This window comes from Synechococcus sp. R65.1, from assembly GCF_047461755.1.
Lineage (GTDB): Bacteria > Cyanobacteriota > Cyanobacteriia > Thermostichales > Thermostichaceae > Thermostichus.
The window spans coordinates 12,649-37,277 of the sequence record NZ_JANSHU010000018.1; the positions used below are offsets into that span (position 1 = coordinate 12,649).

General features: G+C 60.6%; 20 protein-coding genes and 1 tRNA gene. 14 read left to right on the plus strand and 7 right to left on the minus strand.

Features of this window, described 5'->3' with window-relative positions; genetic code table 11:
* Positions 1-78: 78 nt before the first annotated feature.
* The 7 genes from NW814_RS08470 to NW814_RS08500 all read left to right on the plus strand — a co-directional run bounded on the left by NW814_RS08470 (position 79) and on the right by NW814_RS08500 (position 7,085).
* Positions 79-2,034 carry a bifunctional metallophosphatase/5'-nucleotidase gene (locus NW814_RS08470; RefSeq protein WP_414405946.1) on the plus strand — a complete coding sequence of 652 codons (1,956 nt, stop codon included), beginning with the start codon at positions 79-81 and terminating at the stop codon, positions 2,032-2,034.
* A 58-nt stretch (positions 2,035-2,092) separates the two neighbouring features.
* A complete protein-coding gene (locus NW814_RS08475; RefSeq protein ID WP_414405947.1) occupies positions 2,093-2,671 on the plus strand; it encodes a hypothetical protein in 579 nt (192 codons plus the stop codon).
* Positions 2,672-2,711: 40 nt separating this feature from the next.
* A complete protein-coding gene (locus tag NW814_RS08480; RefSeq protein WP_414405948.1) occupies positions 2,712-3,170 on the plus strand; it encodes a GUN4 domain-containing protein in 459 nt (152 codons plus the stop codon).
* 13 nt (positions 3,171-3,183) lie between these two features.
* A complete protein-coding gene (locus tag NW814_RS08485; RefSeq protein ID WP_414405949.1) occupies positions 3,184-3,891 on the plus strand; it encodes a DUF1995 family protein in 708 nt (235 codons plus the stop codon).
* A gap of 248 nt (positions 3,892-4,139) precedes the next feature.
* On the plus strand, positions 4,140-4,628 hold the full coding sequence (sufU, locus tag NW814_RS08490; RefSeq protein ID WP_414405950.1) for a Fe-S cluster assembly sulfur transfer protein SufU: 489 nt from the start codon (positions 4,140-4,142) through the stop codon (positions 4,626-4,628).
* A gap of 211 nt (positions 4,629-4,839) precedes the next feature.
* Positions 4,840-5,433 carry a hypothetical protein gene (locus NW814_RS08495; protein WP_414405951.1) on the plus strand — a complete coding sequence of 198 codons (594 nt, stop codon included), beginning with the start codon at positions 4,840-4,842 and terminating at the stop codon, positions 5,431-5,433.
* Between the two features lie 128 nt (positions 5,434-5,561).
* Positions 5,562-7,085, plus strand: coding sequence for a S10 family peptidase (locus tag NW814_RS08500; protein WP_414405952.1), 1,524 nt, complete (start codon positions 5,562-5,564; stop codon positions 7,083-7,085).
* Positions 7,086-7,103: 18 nt separating this feature from the next.
* Here NW814_RS08500 and cysS read toward each other — a convergent pair whose 3' ends face one another.
* Positions 7,104-8,609: a cysteine--tRNA ligase gene (gene cysS, locus NW814_RS08505; protein ID WP_414405953.1), complete on the minus strand. Its 1,506-nt coding sequence runs from the start codon at positions 8,607-8,609 to the stop codon at positions 7,104-7,106.
* A 441-nt stretch (positions 8,610-9,050) separates the two neighbouring features.
* On the opposite strand from cysS, the gene NW814_RS08510 reads away from it, so the two are divergent.
* From NW814_RS08510 to NW814_RS08525, 4 genes are all read left to right on the plus strand, one after another.
* Entirely contained in the window at positions 9,051-10,502 is a 1,452-nt protein-coding gene (locus tag NW814_RS08510) for a LysM peptidoglycan-binding domain-containing protein (RefSeq protein ID WP_414405954.1), read from the plus strand.
* A gap of 86 nt (positions 10,503-10,588) precedes the next feature.
* Positions 10,589-11,911: an FIST N-terminal domain-containing protein gene (locus NW814_RS08515; RefSeq protein WP_414405955.1), complete on the plus strand. Its 1,323-nt coding sequence runs from the start codon at positions 10,589-10,591 to the stop codon at positions 11,909-11,911.
* 191 nt (positions 11,912-12,102) lie between these two features.
* Entirely contained in the window at positions 12,103-12,858 is a 756-nt protein-coding gene (locus NW814_RS08520) for a response regulator transcription factor (protein ID WP_414394455.1), read from the plus strand.
* A gap of 48 nt (positions 12,859-12,906) precedes the next feature.
* On the plus strand, positions 12,907-13,689 hold the full coding sequence (locus tag NW814_RS08525) for an S-adenosyl-l-methionine hydroxide adenosyltransferase family protein (protein WP_414405956.1): 783 nt from the start codon (positions 12,907-12,909) through the stop codon (positions 13,687-13,689).
* Between the two features lie 319 nt (positions 13,690-14,008).
* Here the strand turns inward: NW814_RS08525 and NW814_RS08530 are convergent, their stop codons facing one another.
* Complete coding sequence (locus NW814_RS08530) at positions 14,009-15,070, minus strand: histidinol-phosphate transaminase (protein ID WP_414405957.1); 1,062 nt, start codon at positions 15,068-15,070, stop codon at positions 14,009-14,011.
* An 85-nt stretch (positions 15,071-15,155) separates the two neighbouring features.
* A tRNA-Asp gene (locus NW814_RS08535) sits at positions 15,156-15,229 on the minus strand.
* A gap of 49 nt (positions 15,230-15,278) precedes the next feature.
* Here NW814_RS08535 and NW814_RS08540 point away from each other — a divergent pair.
* Positions 15,279-15,755, plus strand: coding sequence for a hypothetical protein (locus tag NW814_RS08540; RefSeq protein WP_414405958.1), 477 nt, complete (start codon positions 15,279-15,281; stop codon positions 15,753-15,755).
* Positions 15,756-15,764: 9 nt separating this feature from the next.
* Here the strand turns inward: NW814_RS08540 and NW814_RS08545 are convergent, their stop codons facing one another.
* Positions 15,765-17,408 carry a protein kinase domain-containing protein gene (locus NW814_RS08545; RefSeq protein WP_414405959.1) on the minus strand — a complete coding sequence of 548 codons (1,644 nt, stop codon included), beginning with the start codon at positions 17,406-17,408 and terminating at the stop codon, positions 15,765-15,767.
* Between the two features lie 238 nt (positions 17,409-17,646).
* Between NW814_RS08545 and alaS the strand changes: the two genes are divergently transcribed.
* Complete coding sequence (gene alaS, locus NW814_RS08550) at positions 17,647-20,298, plus strand: alanine--tRNA ligase (RefSeq protein WP_414405967.1); 2,652 nt, start codon at positions 17,647-17,649, stop codon at positions 20,296-20,298.
* Between the two features lie 48 nt (positions 20,299-20,346).
* Positions 20,347-21,306 carry a GDP-L-fucose synthase family protein gene (locus tag NW814_RS08555; RefSeq protein ID WP_414394442.1) on the plus strand — a complete coding sequence of 320 codons (960 nt, stop codon included), beginning with the start codon at positions 20,347-20,349 and terminating at the stop codon, positions 21,304-21,306.
* On the opposite strand, the gene NW814_RS08560 is transcribed toward NW814_RS08555, so the two are convergent.
* From NW814_RS08560 to NW814_RS08570, 3 genes are all read right to left on the minus strand, one after another.
* Positions 21,303-22,040 (minus strand): DevA family ABC transporter ATP-binding protein, encoded by a 738-nt coding sequence (locus NW814_RS08560; protein WP_414405960.1) that lies wholly within the window; start codon positions 22,038-22,040, stop codon positions 21,303-21,305. The genes NW814_RS08555 and NW814_RS08560 overlap by 4 nt on opposite strands.
* A 64-nt stretch (positions 22,041-22,104) precedes the next feature.
* The gene (gene devC / locus NW814_RS08565; RefSeq protein ID WP_414394436.1) at positions 22,105-23,283 is read right to left on the minus strand and encodes an ABC transporter permease DevC; all 1,179 of its coding nucleotides are present in this window, start codon (positions 23,281-23,283) and stop codon (positions 22,105-22,107) included.
* 8 nt (positions 23,284-23,291) lie between these two features.
* Positions 23,292-24,455 (minus strand): ABC exporter membrane fusion protein, encoded by a 1,164-nt coding sequence (locus tag NW814_RS08570; RefSeq protein WP_414394433.1) that lies wholly within the window; start codon positions 24,453-24,455, stop codon positions 23,292-23,294.
* Positions 24,456-24,629: the final 174 nt, after the last annotated feature.

Sequence of the window (24,629 nt, forward strand, 5' to 3'; positions counted from 1 at the left end):
GGGGCTGCCCCTGCTGAGGGAGGGCTTCCAGCTTGGCTGAACGCTCTGGCCAAGTTCCTGCGGGTTGGGCTGTGCTGCTTGCTGCTGAGCCTGGCCAGCGCCTGCGGTACCACCGACAGTAGCTCAGTTCCTCCAGCCGGCGGCGGGGCAGGGTTTATCGCCTCAGATCCCAACGTCAGGCTCTCCTCTCAGCCGCCCACCTTTACCCTGCAGATCTTGCACGCTAGCGATCTCGAGGCTTCGGTTGCCGCGGTTCAGGATGCGCCGCGCTTCTCCGCGGTGATCAATGCGCTGCGGCCTCAGTTTCCCAACACGGTGGTGCTCTCCAGCGGCGACAACTACATTCCCAGCCCCTTCTACAACGCCAGCGCGGATCCCTCGCTGCGGGGCCGGTATGACCGCACCCCTGGCAAAGCCGACATGGAAATCCTCAACGCTATCGGTTTTGAGGCGGCTGCCTTTGGCAACCACGAGTTTGACCAAGGCACGCGCCAAATTCGCGACTTGATCCGACCCGACACTAGCCGCGGCTACGCAGGTGCCCGCTTTCCCTATTTGAGCGCCAACCTCAGCTTCAGCGGCACTGGTGAGTTGGCCAGCTCTGACTTTGCTGCCGATGGCCAAGAGGCCAGCTCCATCCGCGGCAAGATCGTCAAGACAGCAGTGATTACCGTGGGAGGAGAGCGAATCGGCCTGGTGGGAGCCACGACCACGCGCCTAGCTGCTATTTCTAGCCCCGGCCCTGAGGTGAGGGTGGAAGGCAGGGTGGACGACACCGACCAGGTCAATGCTGCCCTCATCCAAAACTTCGTTAACCAACTCACTGCGCAGGGCATCAATAAGATCATTCTCCTAGCCCACCTGCAGCAACTCCAGAATGAGGTGACCCTGGCCACCCAGCTGCGGGATGTCGATGTCATCATTGCGGGTGGCTCCCACCGCGTCCTTGCCAAGCCCACTGACCGCCTGCGCCCTGAGGATGTGCGCACGGGCGACTACCCCATTCTGCGCACCTCGGCTAGCGGTCAACCGGTGGCAGTGGTGAACACCGGCGCCAACTACCGTTACGTGGGCCGCCTGGTGGTTAGCTTCGACGCCAACGGGGTGATTGCCCGCATCGATCCAGTGAGCGGCGCCTACGCCACCGATGACCAAGGGGTGGCAGCCGTGCGCGGCACTCCCAATCCCGAGGTGGTGCGGATCGCCAACGAAATCGGCAGCATCATCCGCGCCAAGGATGGCCGTACCTTTGGCTCTACCACCCAATTCCTCAACGGCTTGCGGGCCGAGGTGCGCACTGAGGAAACCAACTTGGGCAACCTCACGGCTGATGCCAACTTGGCCTACGCCAGAACTGTTGACCCCACCACCGTCATCTCCCTCAAAAACGGCGGCGGCATTCGCGCTCCCATTGGAGCTACCACCGGCGGCGGCGGCGGCGAGCCAGTACGGCGGATCCCTCCGGTGGCCAACCCTGAGGCTGGCAAGCAGGCGGGCCAAATTTCGCAATTGGATATTGAAACTGCTCTTGCTTTCAACAACGGCCTGTCCTTGGTGACTGTCACCGCCGAGGAGCTCAAGCAGATAGTAGAACATGGGGTGGCCCAAACCCAGCCGGGAGCTACACCAGGCCGCTTCCCGCAGGTTGGCGGCTTTGCCTTCAGCTTCGATCCCTCGCGGCCACCGGGATCCCGCGTCATCTCCCTGCGGGTGGATACGCCCAGGGGCCCGGATGTGGTGGTGCGCAACGGCCAGTTGCAGGGAGATCCCCGCCGTACCTTCCGCATGGTGACGCTGGACTTCTTGGCCAACGGTGGGGATGACTATCCCTTCCCGCGCCTGTCCAACCCCAACCGGGTGAACTTGGCCCCCGGCTCCGGCCTCACCTTCGATACCCCTGGCAGCGAGCAGGACGCTCTGGCTCGGTACTTGCGGCAGATCGGCGTGTTTACTCAAGCCGACACCCCGGCTGCCCAGGATACCCGCATCCAGAACCTCTCGGTGCGCCAGGATACGGTGCTGCAGGGTTTGTAGTCGGAGCCGGTTCAGGCACGCTGCCCCTTCCCTAGGTGGGGAGGGGTTTAGCGTTGGATTGGAATTACACTACTATCGAGCAAAACCCACCTTCCCTCCTCTCGCCCTCATGACCCTGGAAACGTTTTTTACTCAGCTCAACGACAACGGCTTGACGATTGCCCTCTTGCTCTTTGCTGCCCCCTGGTTGGTTTGGGTTCTCTGTCACTGGATCCCTGGGCAGTGGGAAGAGCCGTTTCTGCTCAGCCTAAACCTCGGCTTGGCAGCGGTAAGCCTTGTCCTCTGGGCGGGTTACTTGGCCTACGCCACCAACACAGCCGGCTGGGAAGCGGTGGTGAAGCAGGCGAATATGTTCCTGTTGCTGGTTCCTCCTTACTATTTCCTCGCCTCCATCTGGGTGGCCCGCCAGCGCATGCCCCTCTCGCGGGTGCCAGCTTTTCGCACGCTGCAAGGGATCGGCCTTTTAGCGGCAGCCTATCTGATTTTTTCTTGGCTCAGCCGCCGGGTTTATGTTGTCTTCTTTTCCTACCTACCCTTCTCGACTTTCCTGTGGATCCTGGCGGGGCTGTTGGGGGTAGCCTACATTGGCTATCGCCTCCTCCTCGGGGATCCACCCCGGTACCCGCCCGAAAGCTGAGGGGACTAAGATATCGAGGAAGACCTTTGGCAGCTGGGCAATGGTAACCGTCCCTCTGATCTCAGCCCTGAACATCGACTACCGGCCTTTGCAGGAGTTGTTGTCGGCGGGAGCCTGGCGGGAGGCGGATCGCCTAAGTCTGCAACTATTGTGTCGCGCAGCAGGAGAGGGGGCAGTGCGGCGGGGCTGGCTGTATTTTTCCGAGGTGAGCCGGATCCCGGCAGAGGATCTGCGCACCATCGATCGCCTCTGGCGGGCAGCTTCCGGAGATCGCTTTGGCTACTCGGTGCAGCGGCAGCTATGGCTGGGGGTAAATCGCAATTGGGAGCGCTTTTGGTCGCTCATTGGCTGGAAGCAAGGCTACCACTGGACCCGCTACCCTGACGAGTTTACCTGGGATCTGTCTGCGCCCAAGGGCCACCTGCCCCTTTCCAACCAACTGCGGGGGGTGCGGGTGTTGGAGGAGTTACTCACCCACAGGGCTTGGGAAGAATCTTAAGTTGGATTGACCTGTGACCGAGCACCTACAACTAGCCCAATTTCCTAATTTACCTGTCGACCTAGCCCAGGCCTGTGAGCAGGCCATCCAGGCCACACAGCTGGCCATACAAGCAGGGTATCGCCGCCTGCTCATCGAGATCCTCGCTCCGGAGATTAAGCCAGAAGTCTTGGCTCGTCCGTTCTTGCAGTTGCTCCAGCCACCGGCCTTGGTGTTGTTTAGTGATGCCGGCGGAGCAGCGCTGGCCCAGCGGGAGTGGGGATCCCTGCCCGAAGGAGTGGAACTGCAGAGCCTAACGGCCCGTACCCAGCCCACCCCAGAACAGAGCCTTCTCTTCGTCATGCCCGCCGTCTACAACTTGGATCAGGTGGAGCGGGTTTGCCAGGCGGTCAGCAGCAGGGATCCCAAGCCCGTTGTTCTCCTCAACCCGCAGCTCCAGGATGCGGCCACGGTGGGAGTGGGGTTAGCTGGTCGGCGGCTGCGCCAACGCTTCCTGAGTACCTTTGAGACCAGCTACTACCTGCGCTCGCTGGCGGAAGGGGCGCTGTTTCGCGCCTATCCGGATCCCTGGAGCGTGTGGCAGCAGGAGGAGTCCGGCCTCTACAGCGTCCTCCAGACCTTTAGAGCCCGGCCCAGTGGCGAAGAAGTGGCCGAGCTGTTCCAGGCTCGCCGAAAAGGAACTCCCTGGTGGAGCTGGCGGCGCTGGTTGGGATTCCTCTGAAAGCCGTTTGCGGCCCCGACTAGACCTCTGCTGGTTCTAGCCGACCGTAAGCCCCTTGCTGGTTTGGCCACCGACTTAGCCACAGCTTGTGGGGGAGCCACGCTCCCCAAAGTAGCCTCGCCATGGCTCCTAAAGCAGATGGGGATTGCCCCCTTTGCAAGCCCAACCTTGCCAGGAGCGAAGTTAAGATTAAGTTAGGCTCCTGAGGTTTTTATCTCTCCGGCCAAAGCGGCAATCTGGGAACAACGATGCCTCTTGACAACCTGCGCGGACTCTATCAACAAGTTATTCTCGAGCGCTACAAAAAGCCTCGCAACTTTGGCAGGGTAAATCCAGTTCATCGCCACCAACGCGGCCACAACCCCTCCTGTGGCGACACTATTGATCTCACTTTGCAACTGGATCCCAACCAGGAGCGGATCGTCGATATCAAATTCGAGGGAGAAGGTTGTGCTATTGCTCTGGCTTCCGCCGATTTGATGGCTGATGCTGTGCGGGGGCGTACCATCCCCGAAGCCCTGCAGTTGGTGGAGCGCTTCCAGGCCATGATGCGGGGCGGCGAAGAGTTCCCTCGGGAGTATCGCTCCCTCAATGCCATGAAGGGAGTCGCCCAGTTCCCAGTGCGCATCAAGTGTGCCAACCTGGCTTGGCATGCTCTCAAACATGCGCTGCAATCCCCCGCAACCGATGACTCTGCAGAGGAGCCAGGTTTTGTTAGCAACGAAAGCATTGACTGAATCCTCATGGCTCAAACGGATAGATCTTAACTTGCCATGAGACCTTAGCTGCCCCAAGAGCACAGAAGGAGGCAACTAGAACTGCTCAAAGTTGAAGGCAAGGCTGCTCGGCTCGGAAAAAGAGCCGGAACTTTGACTGGATAAAATGTAGAGGAAACAGGCTGGCTAGCGCGGAAGGGCTGTGAGCCTCTATCTAACAGGGGATTTTGCGATGAGAGCCATTCTAGTAGCAGCCGCAATTGGTTTAACCGGGATCCCTGGGCTAGTCTCTTTGCCGGTGAAGGCGCAGGCCCTTTTCGAGTTGGGGACCTACCGCCTTGATCAGGGGACCATTATCCCCGTCGGCAGCCTCAGCAGCGAAGGACCGCAGTACTTTTATCCAGACACCATCTATCCTCTGGAGGTGGCTGTTACTGAGAACATTTTCGACAGCCAGGGGCGTTTAGTAATCCCAGCCGGCAGTCGCGTTTTCGGACAAATGGAGCCAGCCCCCGGTGGATCCCGCTTTGTGGCCACCTCCATTGTCCTTGGCGGTCGCACCTATAGCCTGCGGGCTTCTTCCAGCGTCCTTCCCGACGAGAAGGATCCCCGGCAGTACACACCTAGGGCCATTGCCGAAGATGCGGCTATCGGGGCAGCCGCCGGCGTGTTGCTGGGGGCCCTCACAGGCAACCTCTCGCCAGGTAACGTTCTGGGGGGCGCGGTGGCTGGAGTGGTGGTGGGCAATGTCACCGCTCCCCAGGTGGTGGTGCTGCGTCCTGGTCAGTCTTTTTATTTGACCTTAGAAGCTCCGCTGGCTTTGTAGGATTGGTGGACGTTGCTTCATCTAGCCAGCTAGGGGATCCCTCTAGCCCAGTGGTAGGGGGAAGCTAAAGGCAGCGCAAGCCCCGGCATTTACGCCCAGCGCTCTGCCCCAATGGAGGAACCTCGACTATGGCAGCAGAACCCAAGTCCACCCCTGCCCTGCACGTTACTGAGCACATCTTTACCGCTGGCGGAGAGCCCTTCCCCTACAAGGCCTTGGCTGGCTGGCAAAGGCTCTTCCGCCGAGAAAAGCCCGTAGCAGAGATCTTCCACGTCGCCTATTTGCAGCAGGACTCTGACCCCCAGCACCGCCCTCTTACCTTCGTTTTCAATGGAGGGCCAGGGGCCGCCTCTGCCTATCTGCACATGGGATCCCTGGGGCCAAAACGCATCCGCTTTGGGCCCAACGGCAGTCTGCCGCCCTCGCCGGTGCAACTGGTGGATAACGCCGAAAGTTGGCTGCCCTTTACCGACCTAGTTTTTGTTGATCCAGTAGGAACCGGCTTTAGCCGCGCCCTCACCGAAGACTCCCAATCCTCCAAAGCGTCCCAGGAAGCAACGGCAACCTCTGCCCCCAAGCCTGCTCCGCTGCAGGACAAGGAGGAGCCTCCCAAAGAAGCGCCCTTCTGGGATGTGGAGCGGGATCTCCAGTCCTTGGGCGAGTTTATCCAGGGCTTCCTTTCGCGCCACAAACGCTGGCTCTCTCCGATTTTTATCGCCGGTGAGAGCTACGGGGGGTTTCGGGTAGCACGCTTGGCTAAGGAGCTGCAGTCCAAGTTTGGCGTGGGCCTCTCAGGGGCGATTCTCATTTCGCCAGCGCTTGAGTTTGGGTTGCTGGAGGCCAACGACTACAACCTCAGCACCTGGGCCATGCTTTTCCCTTCCTATGTAGCCACGGCGGCCCATCATGGGCGATGTGGCTGGGGGGAGGATTTGCAGATCCTCCTGCCCAAAGCGGAAAACTTTGCCCGGCAACGTCTGTTGCCTCTTCTGGCCATGGGGGAGGCGATGCCGGAGGCAGAGCGGCAGGCTATCTACGCCGAGATGGCGGCAGGGATCGGCCTGTCGGCGGAGTATGTGGCCCACAAAGGGGGGCGGATCGACCCGGCTAGCTTTGCCCGCGAGCTGTTGCGCTCCCAGCGGCTGGTGTTGGGGCTTTACGACGCTTCTGTAACCACCGTGGATCCCTTTCCGGATCGACCTACCTTCGAGGGATCCGATCCCACCCTGGATGGGATAGATCGCCTGTTTACTGCTGCCATCAACAGTCACCTGCGGGAGACCTTGCAGGTGGAGACGGAGCTAACTTACCACCTCCTCAACCTGGAGGTGTTCAAGTCGTGGCGCTTTACTCCCAAGGGGGAGCTGAAGCAGGGCTTCATTGGCGCCATGGACGAGCTGCGCAGCAGCATGGCCCTCAACCCCCACATGCAGGTGAGCATCCATCACGGCTTTTACGATTTGGTTACGCCCTACTTTGCCTCCAACCACTTGGTGGATCTGATGAAGTTGGATCCCCGCCTCAAGGCCAACCTCCGCTTGCGCCACTACCGCGGCGGCCACATGTTTTACACCTGGGATCCCTCGCGGGCTGAGTGGTTTGCTGAGATGCGCGAGTTCTACCGCCAGGCCACCGCTAGCCTTTCAAGATAGACCGCTACCCCAGGCTTCCTACTCCCGCAGCCAACGAGTGGTGCCATCTTTTTGATCGATGAGGGTAATCCCCAAGGCCTTTAGCTGCTCTCGAATCCGATCCGCCTCGGCAAAGTTTTTTGCCCTGCGGGCTGCCGTGCGTTGGGCCACCAGCTCCTCAATCTGGGCGTCTTCAAGAGGTGGAAGCTTGGCCAGTTCTCCCTTGGCAACGCCTTTCTCAGATCCCTGCGCAGTGCCAGGCTGGGTCCAGCAGAAGCCTAGGGTGGCCAGGATCTCCAGCAGAGCGGCGCCTTTTTGCCTTAGCACCTGCGGCTCCAGGTGGGTGCAGCCCTCGTGGGTCGACAGGTTGTGCTCGCGGATAAGTTCCTTGGCCAGTTCAAAAGCAAGAGCCAGTGCCCCAGGGGTGCCAAAGTCATCGTCCATGGCCTCCTGGAAGGCTTGCATGGCCTCGGCAGCAGGGGAGGCCGTCTCCCCTTGGCAGAACTGCTGGGCGCAGTGGATCCCTTTCTCGAGGGTTTCCCAGCCGCGGCTAGCCGCCTGCATTCCAGCCTCGGTGAGGTCAATCGGGCTGCGGTAGTGGGTCTGCAACAAGAACAGCCGCAGGGCCATGGGGTGGTAGAGGGCAAGAGCCTGGCGCAGGGTGGTAAAGTTGCCCAACGATTTGGACATCTTCTCGCCGTTGACATTGACAAAGCCGTTGTGCAGCCAGTACTTGGCTAGCGGCTTGCCAGTAATCGGCTCTGATTGGGCCAGCTCGTTCTCGTGGTGGGGAAAGATGAGGTCTGCACCGCCAGCGTGGATGTCGATGTGATCCCCCAGGTTTTCCCGCACCATGGCAGAGCATTCGATGTGCCACCCTGGCCGCCCCCAGCCCCAAGGGGACTCAAACCCCGGCTCCGAGGGGGGAGCCGCCTTCCAAAGGGCAAAATCCAAGGGATCCCGTTTGCCGGCTCCTTCCTCTCCTACCCGGCCACTGGCCCCTGCCTCCAGCTCCTCCAGCTTGCAACCGGAGAGCTGACCGTAATCCGGGAATTTACGGACGGCGTAGTAGACGTCATAGCCTGAGATTCTCTCCTGGCAAGCCCGCACTCGATAGGCAAAGCCCTTGAGCTCCAGGGACTGGATTAGCTCAAAGATTGCCGGCAGGGAGCGAGTTACCCGGGGGTAGAGATCGGCCCGCTTGATGTTGAGGCGATCCATGTCCTGGAAATACTCGGCGATGAAGCGTTCTGCCACCGCCTGCATCGACTCGCCCCGCTCCAGCGCCCGCTTGAGGATCTTGTCGTCCACATCGGTAAAGTTCTGCACATACTTGACCCGGTAACCGCGCCACTCTAGGTAGCGGCGCACTGTATCCCACACCACATAGGTGCGCGCATGGCCCAGGTGGCAGAGGTCGTAAACCGTAACGCCGCAGACATACATCCGCACCCAAGGCTTCTCCCCAGGGGGCGTTTCCGCGGCAGACAGGGGCTGAAATACTTCTTTGCGCCGGGCCAAGGTGTTATAGACCACTAAAGCCATGGAAAGTCCCAGTTTGTAGTTGTAGTTTCAGATACAGCAAAGTGGGCTCTGTTTCCAAGCAGCGCTTTCCTCCTCCCTTGGATGAGGCTAGGCAAAATCGCAAGGGGTAGAAGGCTGGAATCATTGCAGGACAAGCATCTTAGCGGAGATTACCTGCGAAGACTTGTCTAGATTTACTAACTACGGTAACCTAACCTGAGTACAAAGCTTCGTTACATTGGCTTGAGCCTTGCCGCTTGCAAAGGCAGCTCATTGCCAGGGGCCTATTGCCTTGTTTTTGGCTTCTTCTCTTGCACTCTAGCCGTTGGTGTGAGGATGCCTCCAAAATCGACGCTCTCCAATTCCCAGAGGGAGGAGCTAGACATCCCGAGGGCTTTCTCTCCAGCCGAGGATTGGTTAGAGACCCCGCCAGCTCCGGATCCCTCTGGGGAAGGAGGCAGGGTGCTCTCCGCTCTATCCAGGCAGTGGTGGCCTGGGCTAGCCCTTTCTCTCAGCTTAGCTGGCCTGGTGTGGCTCCTGAAGCGGGAGGCGGATCCCGAGGCAGAGGCCTGGCAAGAGTCGCTGCCCAGTTCCTCTCAGGAACCAGCCTCTCCAGAGACAGGGGCTCCCTCGCGAGGGCATCCAGCCTGGGCCACCAGTCTTCTGCTGATGTTGGGCTTGGCAGGGGCTGCTAGTCTGCAGCAACGCCAGCTTTCTCGTCACCCCTGGGGAGCGAAGCTGGCCGAGCCGATCCCACCCTCCGTGTATACCCTGTCTAGTGCCCTGCAGCAGAACTACGAGCTGAAAAAAGCCCAACTGCGGCAAGCCTTCGAGGCCGGCCAGATCTCAACGGGGGAAGGGCCTAGAGGCATTCTCGAGCATGAGGTGCAACCGGGAGAGACCCTCTGGCGCTTGAGCCAGATGTACCAGCTCGATGCTGCCGCCATTACGGTCTCCAATCGCATTCAAGCGAGTACACCGCTGCAGCCAGGGCAAAAGTTGCTCATCCCCAGCCAGCCGGGGTTGATCTACACCGTCAAGCAGGGAGACACCCTGGAAGACATTGCCAAGCGCTATGGGGTTCCGCAGCAGCGGATCATCGAGGCTACTCCCCTAGATCGGCCGGAGTATCTGCGCATTGGTCAACGGCTGCTCATCCCTGGCGATGTGGGCGAGCTGATCCGGCGCGAGAAGGAGATGATCGCTGCCCAGAAGGCCCGCGAAGAGAAAGCCCAGCGCCAAGCTGCAGAACAGGCTCGACTCCAAGCCGAGGAGCGACGCCGTGCCCAGCAGGGGCGATCCCTGACCCACACGGTGGAAGCTGGTGACACCATCGAGCGGATTGCTGCTCGCTATGGGGTAACTCAGCGGTCGATCATCCAGGCCAACAACCTGCACAATCCCCATTGGCTGCGCATTGGCCAACGCCTGACGATTCCGGCCCCTGGCAGGCAGCTCCCCCTCCCCACCCCCGTGCACCCAGCCTGGCGACAGCCCCAAGCTCGGCCAGCACTGGCAGCTCCGCCTCCCGTGGCCCGCAGCAGGGGCTTCATCTGGCCAGTCCCAGGGCAGGTCACCTCTGGCTTTGGCTACCGTCGCGGTCGCTTCCACTCGGGGATCGATATTGCCGGCCCGCTAGGAACCCCGGTTGTGGCCGTTCAGGAGGGGGTTGTGATCTTTGCCGGCAATGCCGGCGATGGCTATGGCAATTACGTGGATATTCGCCATCCCAACGGGATCGTTACCCGCTACGCCCACGGCCACCAGATCTACGTGTCCAAGGGCCAGTACGTGCAGCAGGGCCAGGTGATCATGAGCCGGGGCAACACGGGCCACAGCACAGGGCCTCACCTGCACTTTGAAGTCCGCCCCGGGGGGGGCGCGCCTGTGGATCCCTTGCTTTACCTACCCTGATCCCAGCGGGGCTAGCTGAGCACAACCACTCCGGGTATAAATTGCTAGCCTAAAAGAGCAAGCTCCCAACCTCTAAGAACAGGCCGATGCAGTGGGCAAACGCACTCTCCCAGCTTCCTTCCCTGGAAGCGGCTCTGCAGCAGGTGGTGGAGGAAGCCAAGGCTAAACTTCAGGCAGCTCAGCTCAAGAGTGCCTTGACGCGGCAGGTGCAGGTGGTGGGATCCGGCAGCTTGCCAGGATTGCTCACGGGCTACCTTCCCCCCCAGCCGCTGCGGCCCAACTTAGGGATCCTGTTTGTGTCAGCAGCCTTTGCCAGCGAGTACCTTCGCGTGCTGCCCTTATTGTCTGACTTGCTCGAGGTGGACGTTTTAGTTGGCTGCTCGGGTAGCGGCATTGTTGGCGGCGGTCAGGAAATTGAAGAAGGGCCGGCGGTGTCGCTCTCTTTGGCGGTGCTGCCGGATGTGGCGTTGCACCCCTTTCATCTGCGCGGGGATCAACTGCCAGACTTGGATGCCCCGCCTTCAGCCTGGATTGAGCAGGTAGGAGTTGCGCCCCAGGCCCAGCCCCACTTCTTGCTCTTAGCCGATGGATTTTCCTCCCGCATCTCCGAGCTGGTGCAGGGTTTGGATTTTGCCTATCCCGGAGCTGTCAAGGTGGGGGGATTGGCCAGTGGTGGCCGCGGTCCTCGGGGCAATGCTTTGTTTTTGCTGGATGCACGTACCTCCACCCCCCGGCGGGAGTTGTATCGAGAAGGAACCGTGGGGCTAGCTCTCTCCGGCAACGTGGTGCTGGATGCAGTGGTAGCCCAGGGGTGCCGTCCCATTGGGGATCCCTTGCGCGTTACCGAAGCAGAGGGCAATGTCATCCTCAGCTTGGAAGGACGACCTCCCCTAGCGGTTCTGCAGGATTTGGTGGAACGGCTGAGCCCAGCGGATCGCCAGTTGGCTCGCCACGCTCTCTTCATTGGCCTGCTGATGGATGAGTTTAAGTTGGATCCAACGCCGGGGGATTTTCTCATTCGCGTGATTCTCGGCGTGGATCCGCGGGTGGGAGCCATAGCCATTGGGGATCGGGTGCGCTCCGGCCAGACCGTGCAGTTTCATCTGCGAGATGCCCAGACCTCGGCAGAGGACTTGCGGTCGGCTCTCAGGCGCTATTGCCTTGAGCGCAACTTGGGGCAAGACTCTGCCCTAAGCCCGCAGCCCTGGGGGGCGCTGATGTTCGCCTGTTTGGGGCGAGGCAAGGGGCTGTATGGCGTCCCCAACTTTGACTCGCAGCAGTTTCGAGAAATCCTGGGAGAAGTGCCGCTGGGAGGCTTTTTTTGCAATGGGGAGATTGGCCCCGTGGGGGGATCCACCTTCTTACACGGCTACACCTCCTGCTTCGGCCTTCTCCGGCCCGCCCGCTAGCTTGTCTCCAGGTGGCCACCAACTGGAGGCTAGAGGCAGCACTTCTATTGGGTTGAAAAGCTCTGGCCTCTAGCCGTGCTTGCCGGCTGCAATGGCCGTAGAATGCCAGTAAACTTTGAGTTGTAAAGCTTCGATTCTTTGTTAGCGACTTTAACAAAACGTTTTATCCGCAGTTCGGGCTGCAATCCTCTATGGCTCGCATACTCATCATTGAGGACGATCCTTCAGTCCTAGATATTCTGCGTATCAATCTGGAGTTGGCGGGCTACGAAGTTGTCAAGGCTACGGATGGGGTTCGGGGTCAGGCGCTGGCTTTGCAAACTCTCCCCGATCTCATCATTCTCGACCTGATGCTACCCCAAGTAGATGGACTGACGGTTTGCCAACGGCTGCGGCGGGAGGAGCGCACCAGCGATATTCCCATTTTGATGCTGACTGCCCTTGGCCAGACCCGGGACAAGATCGAGGGCTTCAACGCCGGTGCCGACGACTACCTGACCAAGCCCTTTGAGGTACAGGAGCTGCTGGTGCGGGTACGGGCTCTGTTGCGCCGCGCCGACCGGATCCCGCAAACGGCCAAGCACGGCGAGATCCTCACCTATGGCCCCCTGACGTTGGTGCCGGAGCGGTTTGAGGCGGTGTGGTTTGGCAAAACCGTTAAGCTCACCCACCTCGAATTTGACCTGCTCCACTGCCTCTTGCAGCGCCACGGCCAGACAGTCTCCCCCAGCGAAATCCTCAAGGAGGTATGGGGCTACGATCCCGACGACGACATTGAAACCATCCGTGTCCATATCCGCCACCTGCGCACCAAGCTGGAGCCGGATCCCCGCCACCCCCAGTACATCAAAACTGTCTATGGCGCAGGCTATTGCCTGGAGTTGCCCAACATCGCTGAGCCCCTTCCGCCCCAGCCGGAGCTGGCAAAAGACTCCCCCTCCACGTGAAAACCCCCTGCAGGAGCAGAGGGTAGGCAAGCGCTGCTTGACCCGCCAATGAAAATCATTAGCTTACTCACGGATTTTGGTCTTCAGGATCCCTACGTGGGCATTCTCAAGGGGGTGATTTGGGGGATTGCACCCCAGGTGCAGTTTATCGACCTCAGCCACGAAATCCCGCCCCAGGACGTGGCAGCAGCCCGTTTTGCCCTGATGACGGCTTACCCCTATCTGCCTCCAGGCAGCATTCACCTGGCAGTCGTGGATCCGGGGGTGGGAACTCGGCGGCGGGCAGTGGCCATCCAAACCCAGACTGGCTACCTGGTGGGCCCCGACAATGGCCTTTTTAGCGGCATTTTGGAGCAATCTCCGCCTCTAGCCGCTGTGGAACTCACCCGGTCTCAGTACTGGCGCACTCCCTCTCCCAGCCGCACCTTCCACGGGCGGGACATTTTTGCCCCTGTGGCTGCCCATCTGGCCAACGGGATCCCTTTGGCAGAGCTGGGGGATCCTCTAGACGTGGCCGAGCTGGTTCGCTGGAGCTGGCCACCACCGCAGCTGGAGAACAACGGCTGCCGGGGGGTCATCCAGGCTATCGACCACTTTGGCAATGGCATCACCAACCTGCCGGGTCAGTGGGTGGAGGGACGGCGCTGGAGCGCCTGGATCAAAGGCATCGCCATCCGCTCTGCCACCACCTTTGCCGAGGGAAGCGAAGGCGAGCTACTGGCTTTGGTGGGCAGCGCCGGCTGGGTGGAGATTGTGCAAAACCAAGGCAACGCCAGCCGCACCCTCGACTTCAGGGTAGGGGAGGAAGTGCGCTTGGAGTGGCTTGGCTAGCTTCCTCGCCGCCAACTTCCTGGGAGAGGGAAGGCCCGGCGGGTTGGCTTTCGACCGTCCCGGCCTCTGGCGCAGTTACTCCCCCTTGAACTTTGACAGCCTGAGCGGCTTCGGCCTTGGGCAGGGTGAGGGTGAGAAGGTGTAGGCTTCGCCGCTCTCCCAAACTTGCAGCGGCGTGGGGAAGGGACTGCGGGGACACTCTCTGGAGCACGCACACCTCAACCTCCTTGCGTAAGCTGAACAAGCGCTCGGATCCCGCTTCTTCAAGAGCGTCGTTTTGGGAAGGAGGGCAAGCCGATCCCCGAAGGAAGGGATCCCCTCACCTCCCTGACTGTAAAATCTGCCGCAAGCGCTCCAAGGCCCGTTGGTTCTCCTCGGAACTGCCCACTGTCAGGCGTAGCCCGCCGCCGCTACAGCGCACACAGGTTCCTAGCTCCTGCCAGGCCCGCTGCAACTCTTGGGGGTCCCAGCCGGCTACCCGAAAGTAGAGAAAGTTGGCTTGGCTAGGCCACACCCGCACCCCCGGCAGCTCTTGCAAGGCATGGTAAAGGGCTTCCCGCTCCTGACGAATGAGGGCCACATCGGCCAAAAGCTCGTCGGCATGCTCTAAGGCAAGCTGGGCGGCCCACTGGGAAATGGCTGAGAGGTTGTAGGGTAGGCGGATGGCCTCTAGCACCTGGATGAGCTGAGGATGGCCAATGGCATAGCCCACTCGGTGAGCTGCCAGGCGAAAGGCTTTGGAGAAGGTGCGTAGGATAACCCAGTTGGGGTGCTCTGCCAACTTGGGCAGGGCTGTGTGCTGGCTGAACTCGAAATAGGCTTCATCCAGGATGACCAGGACTTCCTCGGGTAGCCCCTCCACCCACTCCCACTCAGCCGCCGTTAGACCATTGCCGGTGGGGGAATTGGGATCCACCAAACACACCACACGCACCCGCTGCTCTGTCATGGCCTCTTGGCACTGCTTCAGATCTAGAGCAAAGGTCTCGGGGTGGCGGGGCACGCGCACCACTGGGATCCCCAGGCTCTCCGCCAGGATGGCGTACATGGAGAAGGTGGGCTCTGGCACCAAAATGCCGCCCCTGTCGCCCAGGCAGGTGGCAATCAAGAGGGATCGGATGAGCTCGTCGGAGCCGTTGCCCACGCTAATCTGCTCAGGAGCCGCCCCTGCATAGGCTGCAATGGCCTGCTTGAGGCGCCGATGCTGGGCATCGGGATAGCGGTTGCTCAGGATCTCCTCTTCCCAGAGGAGAGAGAGCTTCTGCTTAAAGCCCACCGGCCAATCCCAAGGAAACTCGTTGGCATCCAGCTTGTCGGCCGTCAAGGGCGGCACAGCAGCGTAGGGCTGCAGCTGAAGCAAATCTGGGCGCAGATACCGCAAGGCACATCTCCCTGACGGGGCAGGGTACCTATGGTAGCAGGGCTGACCTCCTTGGCAAAGTAGGCTAGAGTGTTCCCAATGGGTACGGGGCTGACGGGGCTCGAACCCGCAACTTCCGCCGTGACAGGGCGGTGCTCTAACCAATTGAACTACAGCCCCAGGAGCTGCGAATACTCATTCTGAACCTAAGTAAGGGTGGTTGTCAATCATGGTACCTAGTCTGGCGGCCCAGGCCGCAACCCTGGTGGAGGAAGCCCCGCAGAACGGGATCCCGGCCGCAGCGATGCAGCAGGTAACGGCAGTGCTTACCCAGGTGGCCCAGCATCTGGATCACCTGCAGTACACCATCCTGCGCTACCCCGATGGCGGTTGGCTAACGGCACGAGTGGAGGAAAACTCTCCAGGAAGGGAGCCCATCAGCCATCTTTGGATCCCAGCTTTTGGCCATCTGGAAGATGCCCAGGCGACGCTGGCAGAGCTGCGGGAGCAGGCACCGGAGCTGGAGGCGGCCTCTTTCAAGGTTTTGGAGCTGTTGTTCCTGTCCCTGGGGTTTTCCCACGCCGAGGGCATTGTCTTTTATGACCAAGCGGGGGATCGGCGGCAAGGGAAAGCCGTCAATTGCCGGCTTTTAACAGAACAGATCAACCAGGCCCTGCGCCAAGTCATTCCTCCCCCTCTTGCCTGAGGCAGAACGTCAGTTCAAGATGGCTCCCTGGCGGCGGGCAAACCTACGCAACTTCTCATCCATTTGGGCTCCCCGCAGATCGGCTTTGGAGAAGTTGGTGAAGCGCTTGTCCTTTTCCTCAGACTGATGCAGCAGCGAGGCCCTGCTGCCTACAGACCAGAGCACGGAGCTGGCCACCGCCGCCGCGATCCCGGCTGCTCCCAAGGCGTAAGCCACGTTGCGCGTGGTGAGATGGACAAGCAAAAACCCCAGGCCCGCCGATCCCAGGAGTCCTCCCAGGCCTGCTAGGATCCCGCCCAGGGTCTTGGCCGAGCCCAGAAGCCGGCTCAAAAAGCGCAGCCAGCGGGGCTGAGGGGTGTTGAAGCGAACCCCCCGCAGATCGGCTCCCTGCAGGTTGGCTCCCGAGAAATCGGCCCCCCGCAGATCGGCGCGGCGCAAATCGTAGCCGGCCAAGTTCCGGTTAGCAAAGGACTTGCCCCGCAGATCCGCTCCAGCCAAAGACGGGATCCGCGGAGGGGTAGCCGGCTTCATGCGCCCGCTGCCGGCAATGCGGCTAGTCAGACCCACGTGGGTAGAGCCGGTAGGAATGGATCCTGGAGGCAGTAGGCCCCCCGCTTCGGGCTGAGGGAGTGGCTTAGGCGAAAACCCATCGGTTCGAGGTAGAGGAGGAGAGGTTAAAGGTCGCCTGGCCCAATGGTTTGAGATCAGCGAGGGGCTGGAAGGGGCAGCCAGGGGAGAGTTGGGCAAGAGGATTGGCTGGGGGGTGGAGCCGATTCCTTGTAGAGCCCGCAGCACCTCGGTAGCCGTGGCAAAGCGCTGGCTGATGGCCGGCTGCAGCATACGGCGCAAAATGGCGTCGAACTCAGGGCTGAGCTGCAGGCGATCCGACCAATCCCACTGGCCTGTGTTGTGGTTGTAGAACTTGGCCGGCGACTCCAGCGTCATCAAATTGAGGCAGGTAGCAGCCAGCGCGTAGAGATCGCTGGCGGGGCCTACCGCCTGGCCAGCCATCTGCTCCGGCGGAGAAAAGCCCAGGGAGCGGATGGCCGTTCCCTCCTCCGAGACATTGTGGCCCGGCCCGAGCTGCTTCACGGCCCCAAAGTCAATCAGCACCAGGCGGCCATCTTCCTTGCGGCGAATGAGGTTGGCCGGCTTGATATCGCGGTGGACAGTGTTGTGGCTGTGGACATAGCTGAGGATGAGCAGCACCTCCTGCATCACGTGCCGGGCTTGTTCTTCGGAAAAAGGCCCGTTACGCCGCACCTCCTGGGCAAGGGTGATTCCCTCGATAAACTCCTGCACCAAGTAAAACTTGCCGCCTTCCTGGAAGTGGGCATAGAGCGTGGGGATTTGCGAATGCTCCCCCAGGCGCTCCAACACCTCGGCTTCGCGGTTAAACAGCTCCTCCGCCAGCTTGGCCAGTTGGGGCGAATTTTCCACTGGGCGCAACTGCTTGATCACCCGCCAGGGCTTGGAGGGCATGTCCTCATCTCGAGCTAAGAAAGTAGCGCCAAATCCCCCCTGTCCCAAGCGCTTGAAGGCCCGGTAGCGATTGCGCAGCAGCAGCGGCTGTCCACAGGCAGCACAGGTGGAGGCATCCGGCGGATTTTCTGGCTGCGGACAGTTGGGGTTGAGGCAGTAGCAGCTCAACATTTAGCGCGCTACCGGCTAACGCCTAGAGAACCAAGAGAGGAAAGCTAGGTAGGCAAGCGCGTTTAGGCTAGACCCAAGAGAAATCTGGCGCATCTAGCTCAACTAGGCTGATTCTATGCGTTTGCCTACTTGCGGTCCATCGGCGAAATCGCTTAGATTTTGCTGCTTTCAACTGCCCCAGAGCTAGAAAACCTAGAATGGAGAATATTGATCAATGCAGTCACCCCTTGCCTTGGCCATGTCTTCGTCCTTCTCCGGAGCTGCCATCCGGCAGGCTTTTCTAGATTTCTATGCCCAGCGGGGCCATCAGGTGTTGCCCAGCGCCTCCTTGGTGCCGGAGGATCCGACGGTGCTGCTAACCATTGCCGGCATGCTGCCCTTCAAGCCCATCTTCCTAGGGCATCAGGATCCGCCCTACCCGCGGGTGACAACTGCCCAGAAATGCGTGCGCACCAACGACATCGAGAACGTGGGACGGACAGCCCGCCACCACACCTTTTTTGAGATGCTGGGCAACTTTAGCTTCGGCGACTACTTCAAAAAAGAGGCCATCACCTGGGCTTGGGAACTGGTGACAGAAGTGTTTGGCCTGCCGCCGGAGCGCCTGGTGGTGAGCGTCTTCCGGGAGGATGAGGAGTCGTTTGCCCTCTGGCGCGATGAGATAGGGATCCCGCCCCAACGCATCCAGCGCAGGGGGGAGGAAGACAACTTCTGGGCTGCCGGCCCCACTGGCCCCTGCGGCCCTTGCTCGGAGATCTACTACGACTTCAAGCCAGAGCTGGGGGATGAGCAGATCGACCTGGGGGATGACTCCCGCTTTCTCGAGATCTACAACCTGGTGTTCATGGAGCTCAACCGGGACAGCGAGGGCCACCTTACCCCCTTGGCCAAGCAAAACATTGACACGGGCCTAGGGCTGGAGCGTCTGGCTCGGGTGCTCCAGGGAGTCCCCAACAACTATGAGACGGATTTGCTCTTCCCCATTGTGCAGAAGGCGGCCGAGATCGCCCAGGTGGACTACTTCCAGGCCAGCCCCGAGCAGAAAGTCTCCCTTAGGATTATCGGGGATCACGCGCGGGCGGTGATGCACCTAATTGCCGATGGGGTGATCCCCTCCAACGTGGAGCGGGGCTATGTGCTGCGGCGGCTGATCCGGCGGATGGTGCGCCACGGGCGCCTCTTAGGGATTGGCGAGCCCTTTACCCTGCCGGTGGTGGAGACGGCCATCCAGTTGGCGGAGGCTGCCTATCCTGAGGTGCGGGAGCGGGAGGCGGTGATCAAAGCCGAGCTGCAGCGGGAAGAGGAGCAGTTCCTCAAGACTCTGGAGCGGGGGGAACGGCTGCTGTTTGATCTGTTTGCAGACGTTACAGCCAGTGGCGCGCCAAAGCAGATCTCTGGGGCCGACGCCTTCAAGCTCTTTGACACCTACGGCTTCCCGTTGGAGCTAACCCAAGAAATTGCCCAGGAGCACGGCTTCAGTGTGGATCTGCAGGGCTTTGAGCAGGAGATGGAAAGACAGCGGCAGCGGGCCCGCGCCGCCCACCAAACCCTTGACGTCATGGCCCAGGGATCCCTGGACGAGCTGGCCGAGTTTTTAATCGAGACGGAGTTTCTCGGCTACAGCCAGTCCTCTGCCCGCGGCGTGGTCGAAGCCCTGCTGGTGGAGGGGAAATCCGTGCCCCAAGTGGAGGCGGGGCAAGTGGTGCAGGTGGTTTTGGATCGCACACCTTTTTATGCCGAATCCGGGGGCCAGATTGGGGATCGCGGCTACCTGGCTGGGGACGGAGTATGGGTGCGGGTGGAGGACGTGCAGAAGCGAGGAGATCTGTTTGTCCACTTTGGCCAGGTGGAACGGGGGATCCTGCGGGTGGGGGATCCCGTGCAGGCCCAAATTGACCTGGCCTGTCGGCGGCGCGCCCAGGCCCACCACAGCGCCACTCACCTACTGCAGGCAGCCCTGAAGAAGGTGGTTGATCCCTCTATTAGCCAAGCCGGATCCCTGGTGGCTTTTGACCGGCTGCGTTTCGACTTTACCCTCTCGCGTCCCCTTACTCCCGAAGAGCTGCAGCAAGTTGAGGATCTGGTCAACACCTGGATTGCCGAGGCCCATCCAGCTCAGGTAGCCATCCTGCCCCTGGCAGAGGCCAAAGCCAGAGGGGCAATCGCCATGTTTGGGGAAAAATACGGCGCCGAGGTGCGGGTGGTCGACTTTCCGGGGGTGTCGATGGAGCTCTGTGGCGGCACCCACGTCAGCAACACCGCCGAGATTGGCCTATTTAAGATCATCTCTGAGACGGGCATAGCTGCCGGGATCCGCCGCATCGAGGCTGTAGCCGGGCCGGCGGTGCTGGAGTACTTGAACGAGCGCGACAGGGTGGTGCGGGAGCTGAGCGCCCAGTTCAAGGCCAAGCCCCAGGAGATCCCAGAGCGCGTTGCCGCTTTGCAGGCGGAGCTAAAGGCCGCCCAGAAGGCCCTTGAGGAGGCCCGCAGCCAGCTGGCCTTGCTCCAGGCAGAGCAGCTCTTGCCCCAGGCTGTAGCCGTGGGCCCTCTGCAGATCTTGGTGGCGGAACTGGGAGCCACTCCCCCGGAGGCGCTGAAAACCGCTGCCGAACACCTACTCCACAAGCTGGGGGAAGGGGCAGTGGTGTTGGGATCGGTGCCCGAAGCGGGCAAGGTGAGCTTTGTAGCGGCTTTTAGCCCGGCTGTCCAGAAACTTGGCCTGAAGGCGGGCTCCTTTATCGGCGAGATTGCCAAGCTCACCGGCGGCGGTGGCGGGGGGCGGCCCAACCTAGCTCAGGCTGGTGGCAAACAGCCGGAGAAACTGGCGCAAGCTCTCCAAGCGGCTCAAGAGCGGCTGCAGGCAGAGCTGTCTTCAAGCTTGGGCAGTTAGGAGCTGCCGCCCTGCCATAATGAAAGCCGGGAATTTTCCGCGCCAGCCATGTCCACTGCCATCGATCTCAGCCAAAAGCGCATCTTGCTGACCGGAGGGAGTGGCTTTTTGGGCAAACATGTCCTGCAACAGTTGTACCTCCTGGGCGTCAAGCCGGAGCAGGTGCGAATCCCACGCTCCCGCACCCAGGATCTACGCCGCTGGGAAGTTTGCCAAGAGGTGGTGCAGGGACAGGATATCGTCATCCACCTGGCGGCCCACGTGGGCGGCATCGGCCTCAACCAGGCCAAGCCAGCAGAACTCTTCTACGACAACCTGATCATGGGATCCCAGCTTATCCATGCTGCCTACCTGGCGGGCGTGGAGAAGTTTGTCTGCGTGGGCACCATCTGTGCCTACCCCAAGTTCACTCCTGTCCCCTTCAAAGAAGAGGATCTCTGGAACGGCTACCCGGAGGAGACCAACGCCCCCTACGGCATTGCCAAGAAAGCCCTGCTGGTGCAACTGCAGGCCTACCGGCAGCAGTACGGCTTCAACGGCATCTACCTCCTGCCGGTCAACCTCTACGGCCCCATGGACAACTTCGATCCCGAAACTTCCCACGTCATCCCCGCTTTAATCCGCAAGGTGCATGAAGCCCAGCAGCGGGGCCAGAACTACGTGGAGGTGTGGGGAGATGGCAGCCCCACGCGCGAGTTTTTCTACGCCGAAGACGCAGCTCGGGGGATCCTTCTAGCCACCCAGCTCTACAACAGCCCCGAGCCCCTGAATTTGGGCACCGGCGAAGAGATCTCCATTCGGGATCTGATTGCCCTCATCTGCGAGCTGATGGGGTTTCAGGGAGAGATTCGCTGGCGAACTGACAAGCCCAATGGCCAGCCCCGCCGCTGCTTAGATGTCTCCAAGGCCCGCGAGAAGATTGGTTTTGTGGCCAAGGTGGGGTTGCGGGAAGGGCTGCAGCGCACCATCGACTGGTACCGCCGTCACGCCTCCCAGGGAGCAACCTAGGCAATGGGCTGGCTCTCCAGCCGTCCATCCTCCATGTGCAGCACCCGGTCAGCAATGTCAAGGATGCGGTTGTCGTGGGTTACCAGCAGGATAGTGCAACCTTGCTCCCGCGCCAACTTCTCCATCAGGGTCACCACCTCGCGGCCCGACCTGCTATCGAGGGAGGCCGTCGGCTCATCCGCTAGCACCAACTTGGGGTGGCTGACGAGGGCGCGGGCAATCGCCACTCGCTGCTTTTGACCCCCTGAAAGCTGTTCCGGGTAGTAGTGGACGCGATCCCCAAGACCCACCGCTGCCAGCATTGTTTCTGCCCGCCGTTGGCTCTCCTGGGGAGACAGGCCGTTGTGCAGCTCTAGGGCCATGCGCACATTCTGGGCTGACGTCAGGGATCGCAGCAGGTTGTGAGCCTGGAAAATATAGCCAATTCTGCGGCGAACCTGGACGAGGGTGCTGGGCTTGGCTCCTCGCAGCTCCTGCCCCAACACCTGCAGGCTGCCCTCTTGCACCGAGCGCAAGGCTCCTAGGAGAGTGAGCAGCGTGGTCTTACCCGAGCCAGAGGGTCCAGTCAACAGCACAATCTCCCCCGGGTGCAGGACAAAGTTGATGTCAAAAAGGACTTGCCGGCGCAGGGATCCCTCACCGAAATAGTGATTTAGCCCTTCGACTTTGACCACGGGCTCAGCGGTATTTTGAGTGGAGGTAGGGGCAGTTTGATTGAGAAGGGAAGTCAGCATAGGAAGCTCAGAATCTCAAGTTACTAACTAAGGAAGCCACCATTCTGGATTCCTGCTTCAGCAGTTAGAAAATGTCGGCAGGATCAGCAGCCCGCAGCCGCCGCACAGCAATGGCTCCTGAGATAAAGCACATACTCACCGTTAGCCCCAGGACCAACATCGCTCGGTTAAAGGTCATGGCAATGGGCAATAGGGTAGCATTGGCCGTCAAATCGTAAAGCAAAACAGCCAAGGCAAAGGCGGGAATGTAGCCCAAAACAGCCAGCAAAAGGGCCTCCTGAAGCACCACCCCCAACAGGTAGGTGTCAGTGTAGCCCATGGCTTTGAGGGTGGCATACTCCGCTAGGTGATCAGATACATCGGTGTAGAGAATCTGATAGACAATCACAATGCCGACGATAAAGCCCATAGCCACCCCCAGGCCGAAAATAAAGCCGATGGCCGTGCCTTCCTCCCAATAGCTCCGCTCCATGTCAATGAACTCTGCCCGCGAGAGTACTCGCACGTCCTCGGGCAGCAGAGCCCGCATCTGATCCAGCAGCGGCTTGGGATCTACCCCTGGCTGGAGTTGCACCACGCCAATATCCACCAGGCCAGGCTCGCGCTGAGGAAAAATCCGCAGGAAATTGAGGTCACTGGTAAGGATGGTGCCGTCGGCGCCAAAGGTAGCCCCCATCTCAAACAACCCCCCTACCCGCACCCGGCGGTTGCCCACTTCGGTAACGACTTCTTGTCCAGCCTCAAACCATTGGGCAATTGGACCAAACTCGCTGCGGGAGCGGCGGTCAAAGAGCACTACGTCAGCTTTTTTAATCTCCTCCAGCTCGTCGGGGGTTAGCCCTGGCAAATCCACAAGGTCGGCAGAGGGATCCACCCCCACGACAAAAATGCTGCGAGTGCGACGGGTCTCAGGGTTTTTCCAGAGGGCAAAGCTCAAATACACAGGCGAGACAGCTCGCACTCCCTCAAAGCCCAACGCCTGATAGAGCCGCCGCTGCGAAAAGGTGTTCATGGCAATAAGGGCGTTGGACTGGGGACTGACCAGGAAGATCTCCCCTTTGAGGGCAACATGGAAGCGGATGGCACTCTCCAGCAAGCTGTCCTGGAAGCCCAGCTGCATGAACATGAGGATGCAGGCAAAGGTAATGCCTGCTAAAGCCACCAGCAGGCGGATCTTCTCCCGCATCAACTGCAGCCAGGCTAGGGGAATGCGGCGCCCAATAAAGCTGAACAGGCTGGACATCGCCCCCTCTACCCCTCAGCATCAATGGCCACGTTCACCTGCAGGTTGGTCAGGCCGGCCACGCGGGCACTGCTTTCTGGATCCAGGCGGATGTACACTTCCACCACCCGCGCATCTACGTCAGCAGCAGGGTCAGTGTTGAGCACGTCTTTCTTGCCAATTTGCAAGCCTACCCGCTCCACTCGGCCCTGTAGGGTTTCTGGCAGCACGCGGTTGCTGATGGTAGCTCGTTGTCCTGGTCGCACCCGCAGGATGTCGGTTTCGTAAACTTCGGCCACCACCATCATCTGGTCGGTGTTGCCCAGCTCGAGAATCCCTTGGTTAGCAGCGATCACTTCCCCCGGCCGAGTGTGGATTTTCAGCACCTGGCCAGCCCGGGGGGCACGGATGAGGGTGCGCTCCAAGCGGGCTTCCGCCAGTTCCAGGTTGCGGGCCAAAGACTGCAGCTGCACCTGCGCCTGGGCCCGTCTCAACGCCGCTTCAGCAGCTTGCACTTGGGCCTGGGCATTGCGCAGATCCCGCTCGCGGGCAAGGCGCAGTTGGTTGAGGGTGGCCTCGGCAGCTTGTAAGTCCTCCTGGCGCTGTCGCACCACCAGAGCCTTTTGATCGAGTTCCTGCTGCGAAATAGCTCCCTCCTGCCAGAGAGCCTGAAAGCGAGCCAGATTGGCCTCAGCATCGGCTAGCTCCGCCCGAATGCGCTCCACCACGGCTTCCTGGGAGCGGATCTGCAACTGTTGGGGCTCGTCCAGCCGGCTAAGGCGAGTGCGTGCTTCTTCAATTTGAGCCTGGCCAAAGCGGGTCTCAGCCTCTAGACGGGCACGGGCCTCTTGCAGTTGGGCGGCAGCGTACTCCCTCTCCGCTAGGCGCTCGCTGTAGCTTTCCAGACGGGCCAATACCTGCCCCGCCACCACCCGCTCCCCTTCGGCTACCAACAGCTCCCCCAGTCGTTCGCCAGGAGGGCCAGCAACACGGATAACGCTCCCCTCCGGCTCCAGACGGCCCAGAGCCCCGACCGAGGTAGCCAACGGCGTTGCCCCGCCTGCTGCCGGAGTTTCGGCTGGCGGCGGCGTTGCTCCTTGGGTAGCTCCTTGTTGGCTCAACCCTAAGGTAGCTAGCGCTGCCCAGCCAACCAGCCCAGCTCCTGGCAGTAACCACAGCAGTTGGGGTCTCATTTTGCCGTCAACTTCAAGCCTACAGCTACCCCTTTATTAAGAAGCTTAAAGCTTTGTGGAAAAGAGTGTCAAGTTCGAAATTGCACTTTAAGCAGCTCTTTTTCCTTAGGCTTTGCTTCCCTGCTGCAGAAGGCGAAAAACTGCTGATATGATCTGCCTTGCAGCAGCTTTGGT

Excerpts from the sequence above, each read along its gene's own strand:
- NW814_RS08480 (WP_414405948.1), top strand. The coding sequence starts at position 2,712 with ATGGTAACCGTCCCTCTGATCTCAGCCCTGAACATCGACTACCGGCCT.
- sufU (WP_414405950.1), top strand. The coding sequence starts at position 4,140 with ATGCCTCTTGACAACCTGCGCGGACTCTATCAACAAGTTATTCTCGAG.
- NW814_RS08495 (WP_414405951.1), top strand. The coding sequence starts at position 4,840 with ATGAGAGCCATTCTAGTAGCAGCCGCAATTGGTTTAACCGGGATCCCT.
- NW814_RS08500 (WP_414405952.1), top strand. The coding sequence starts at position 5,562 with ATGGCAGCAGAACCCAAGTCCACCCCTGCCCTGCACGTTACTGAGCAC.
- cysS (WP_414405953.1), bottom strand. The coding sequence starts at position 8,609 with ATGGCTTTAGTGGTCTATAACACCTTGGCCCGGCGCAAAGAAGTATTT.
- NW814_RS08515 (WP_414405955.1), top strand. The coding sequence starts at position 10,589 with ATGCAGTGGGCAAACGCACTCTCCCAGCTTCCTTCCCTGGAAGCGGCT.
- NW814_RS08520 (WP_414394455.1), top strand. The coding sequence starts at position 12,103 with ATGGCTCGCATACTCATCATTGAGGACGATCCTTCAGTCCTAGATATT.
- NW814_RS08525 (WP_414405956.1), top strand. The coding sequence starts at position 12,907 with ATGAAAATCATTAGCTTACTCACGGATTTTGGTCTTCAGGATCCCTAC.
- NW814_RS08540 (WP_414405958.1), top strand. The coding sequence starts at position 15,279 with ATGGTACCTAGTCTGGCGGCCCAGGCCGCAACCCTGGTGGAGGAAGCC.
- NW814_RS08545 (WP_414405959.1), bottom strand. The coding sequence starts at position 17,408 with ATGTTGAGCTGCTACTGCCTCAACCCCAACTGTCCGCAGCCAGAAAAT.
- alaS (WP_414405967.1), top strand. The coding sequence starts at position 17,647 with ATGTCTTCGTCCTTCTCCGGAGCTGCCATCCGGCAGGCTTTTCTAGAT.
- NW814_RS08555 (WP_414394442.1), top strand. The coding sequence starts at position 20,347 with ATGTCCACTGCCATCGATCTCAGCCAAAAGCGCATCTTGCTGACCGGA.
- NW814_RS08560 (WP_414405960.1), bottom strand. The coding sequence starts at position 22,040 with ATGCTGACTTCCCTTCTCAATCAAACTGCCCCTACCTCCACTCAAAAT.
- devC (WP_414394436.1), bottom strand. The coding sequence starts at position 23,283 with ATGTCCAGCCTGTTCAGCTTTATTGGGCGCCGCATTCCCCTAGCCTGG.
- NW814_RS08570 (WP_414394433.1), bottom strand. The coding sequence starts at position 24,455 with ATGAGACCCCAACTGCTGTGGTTACTGCCAGGAGCTGGGCTGGTTGGC.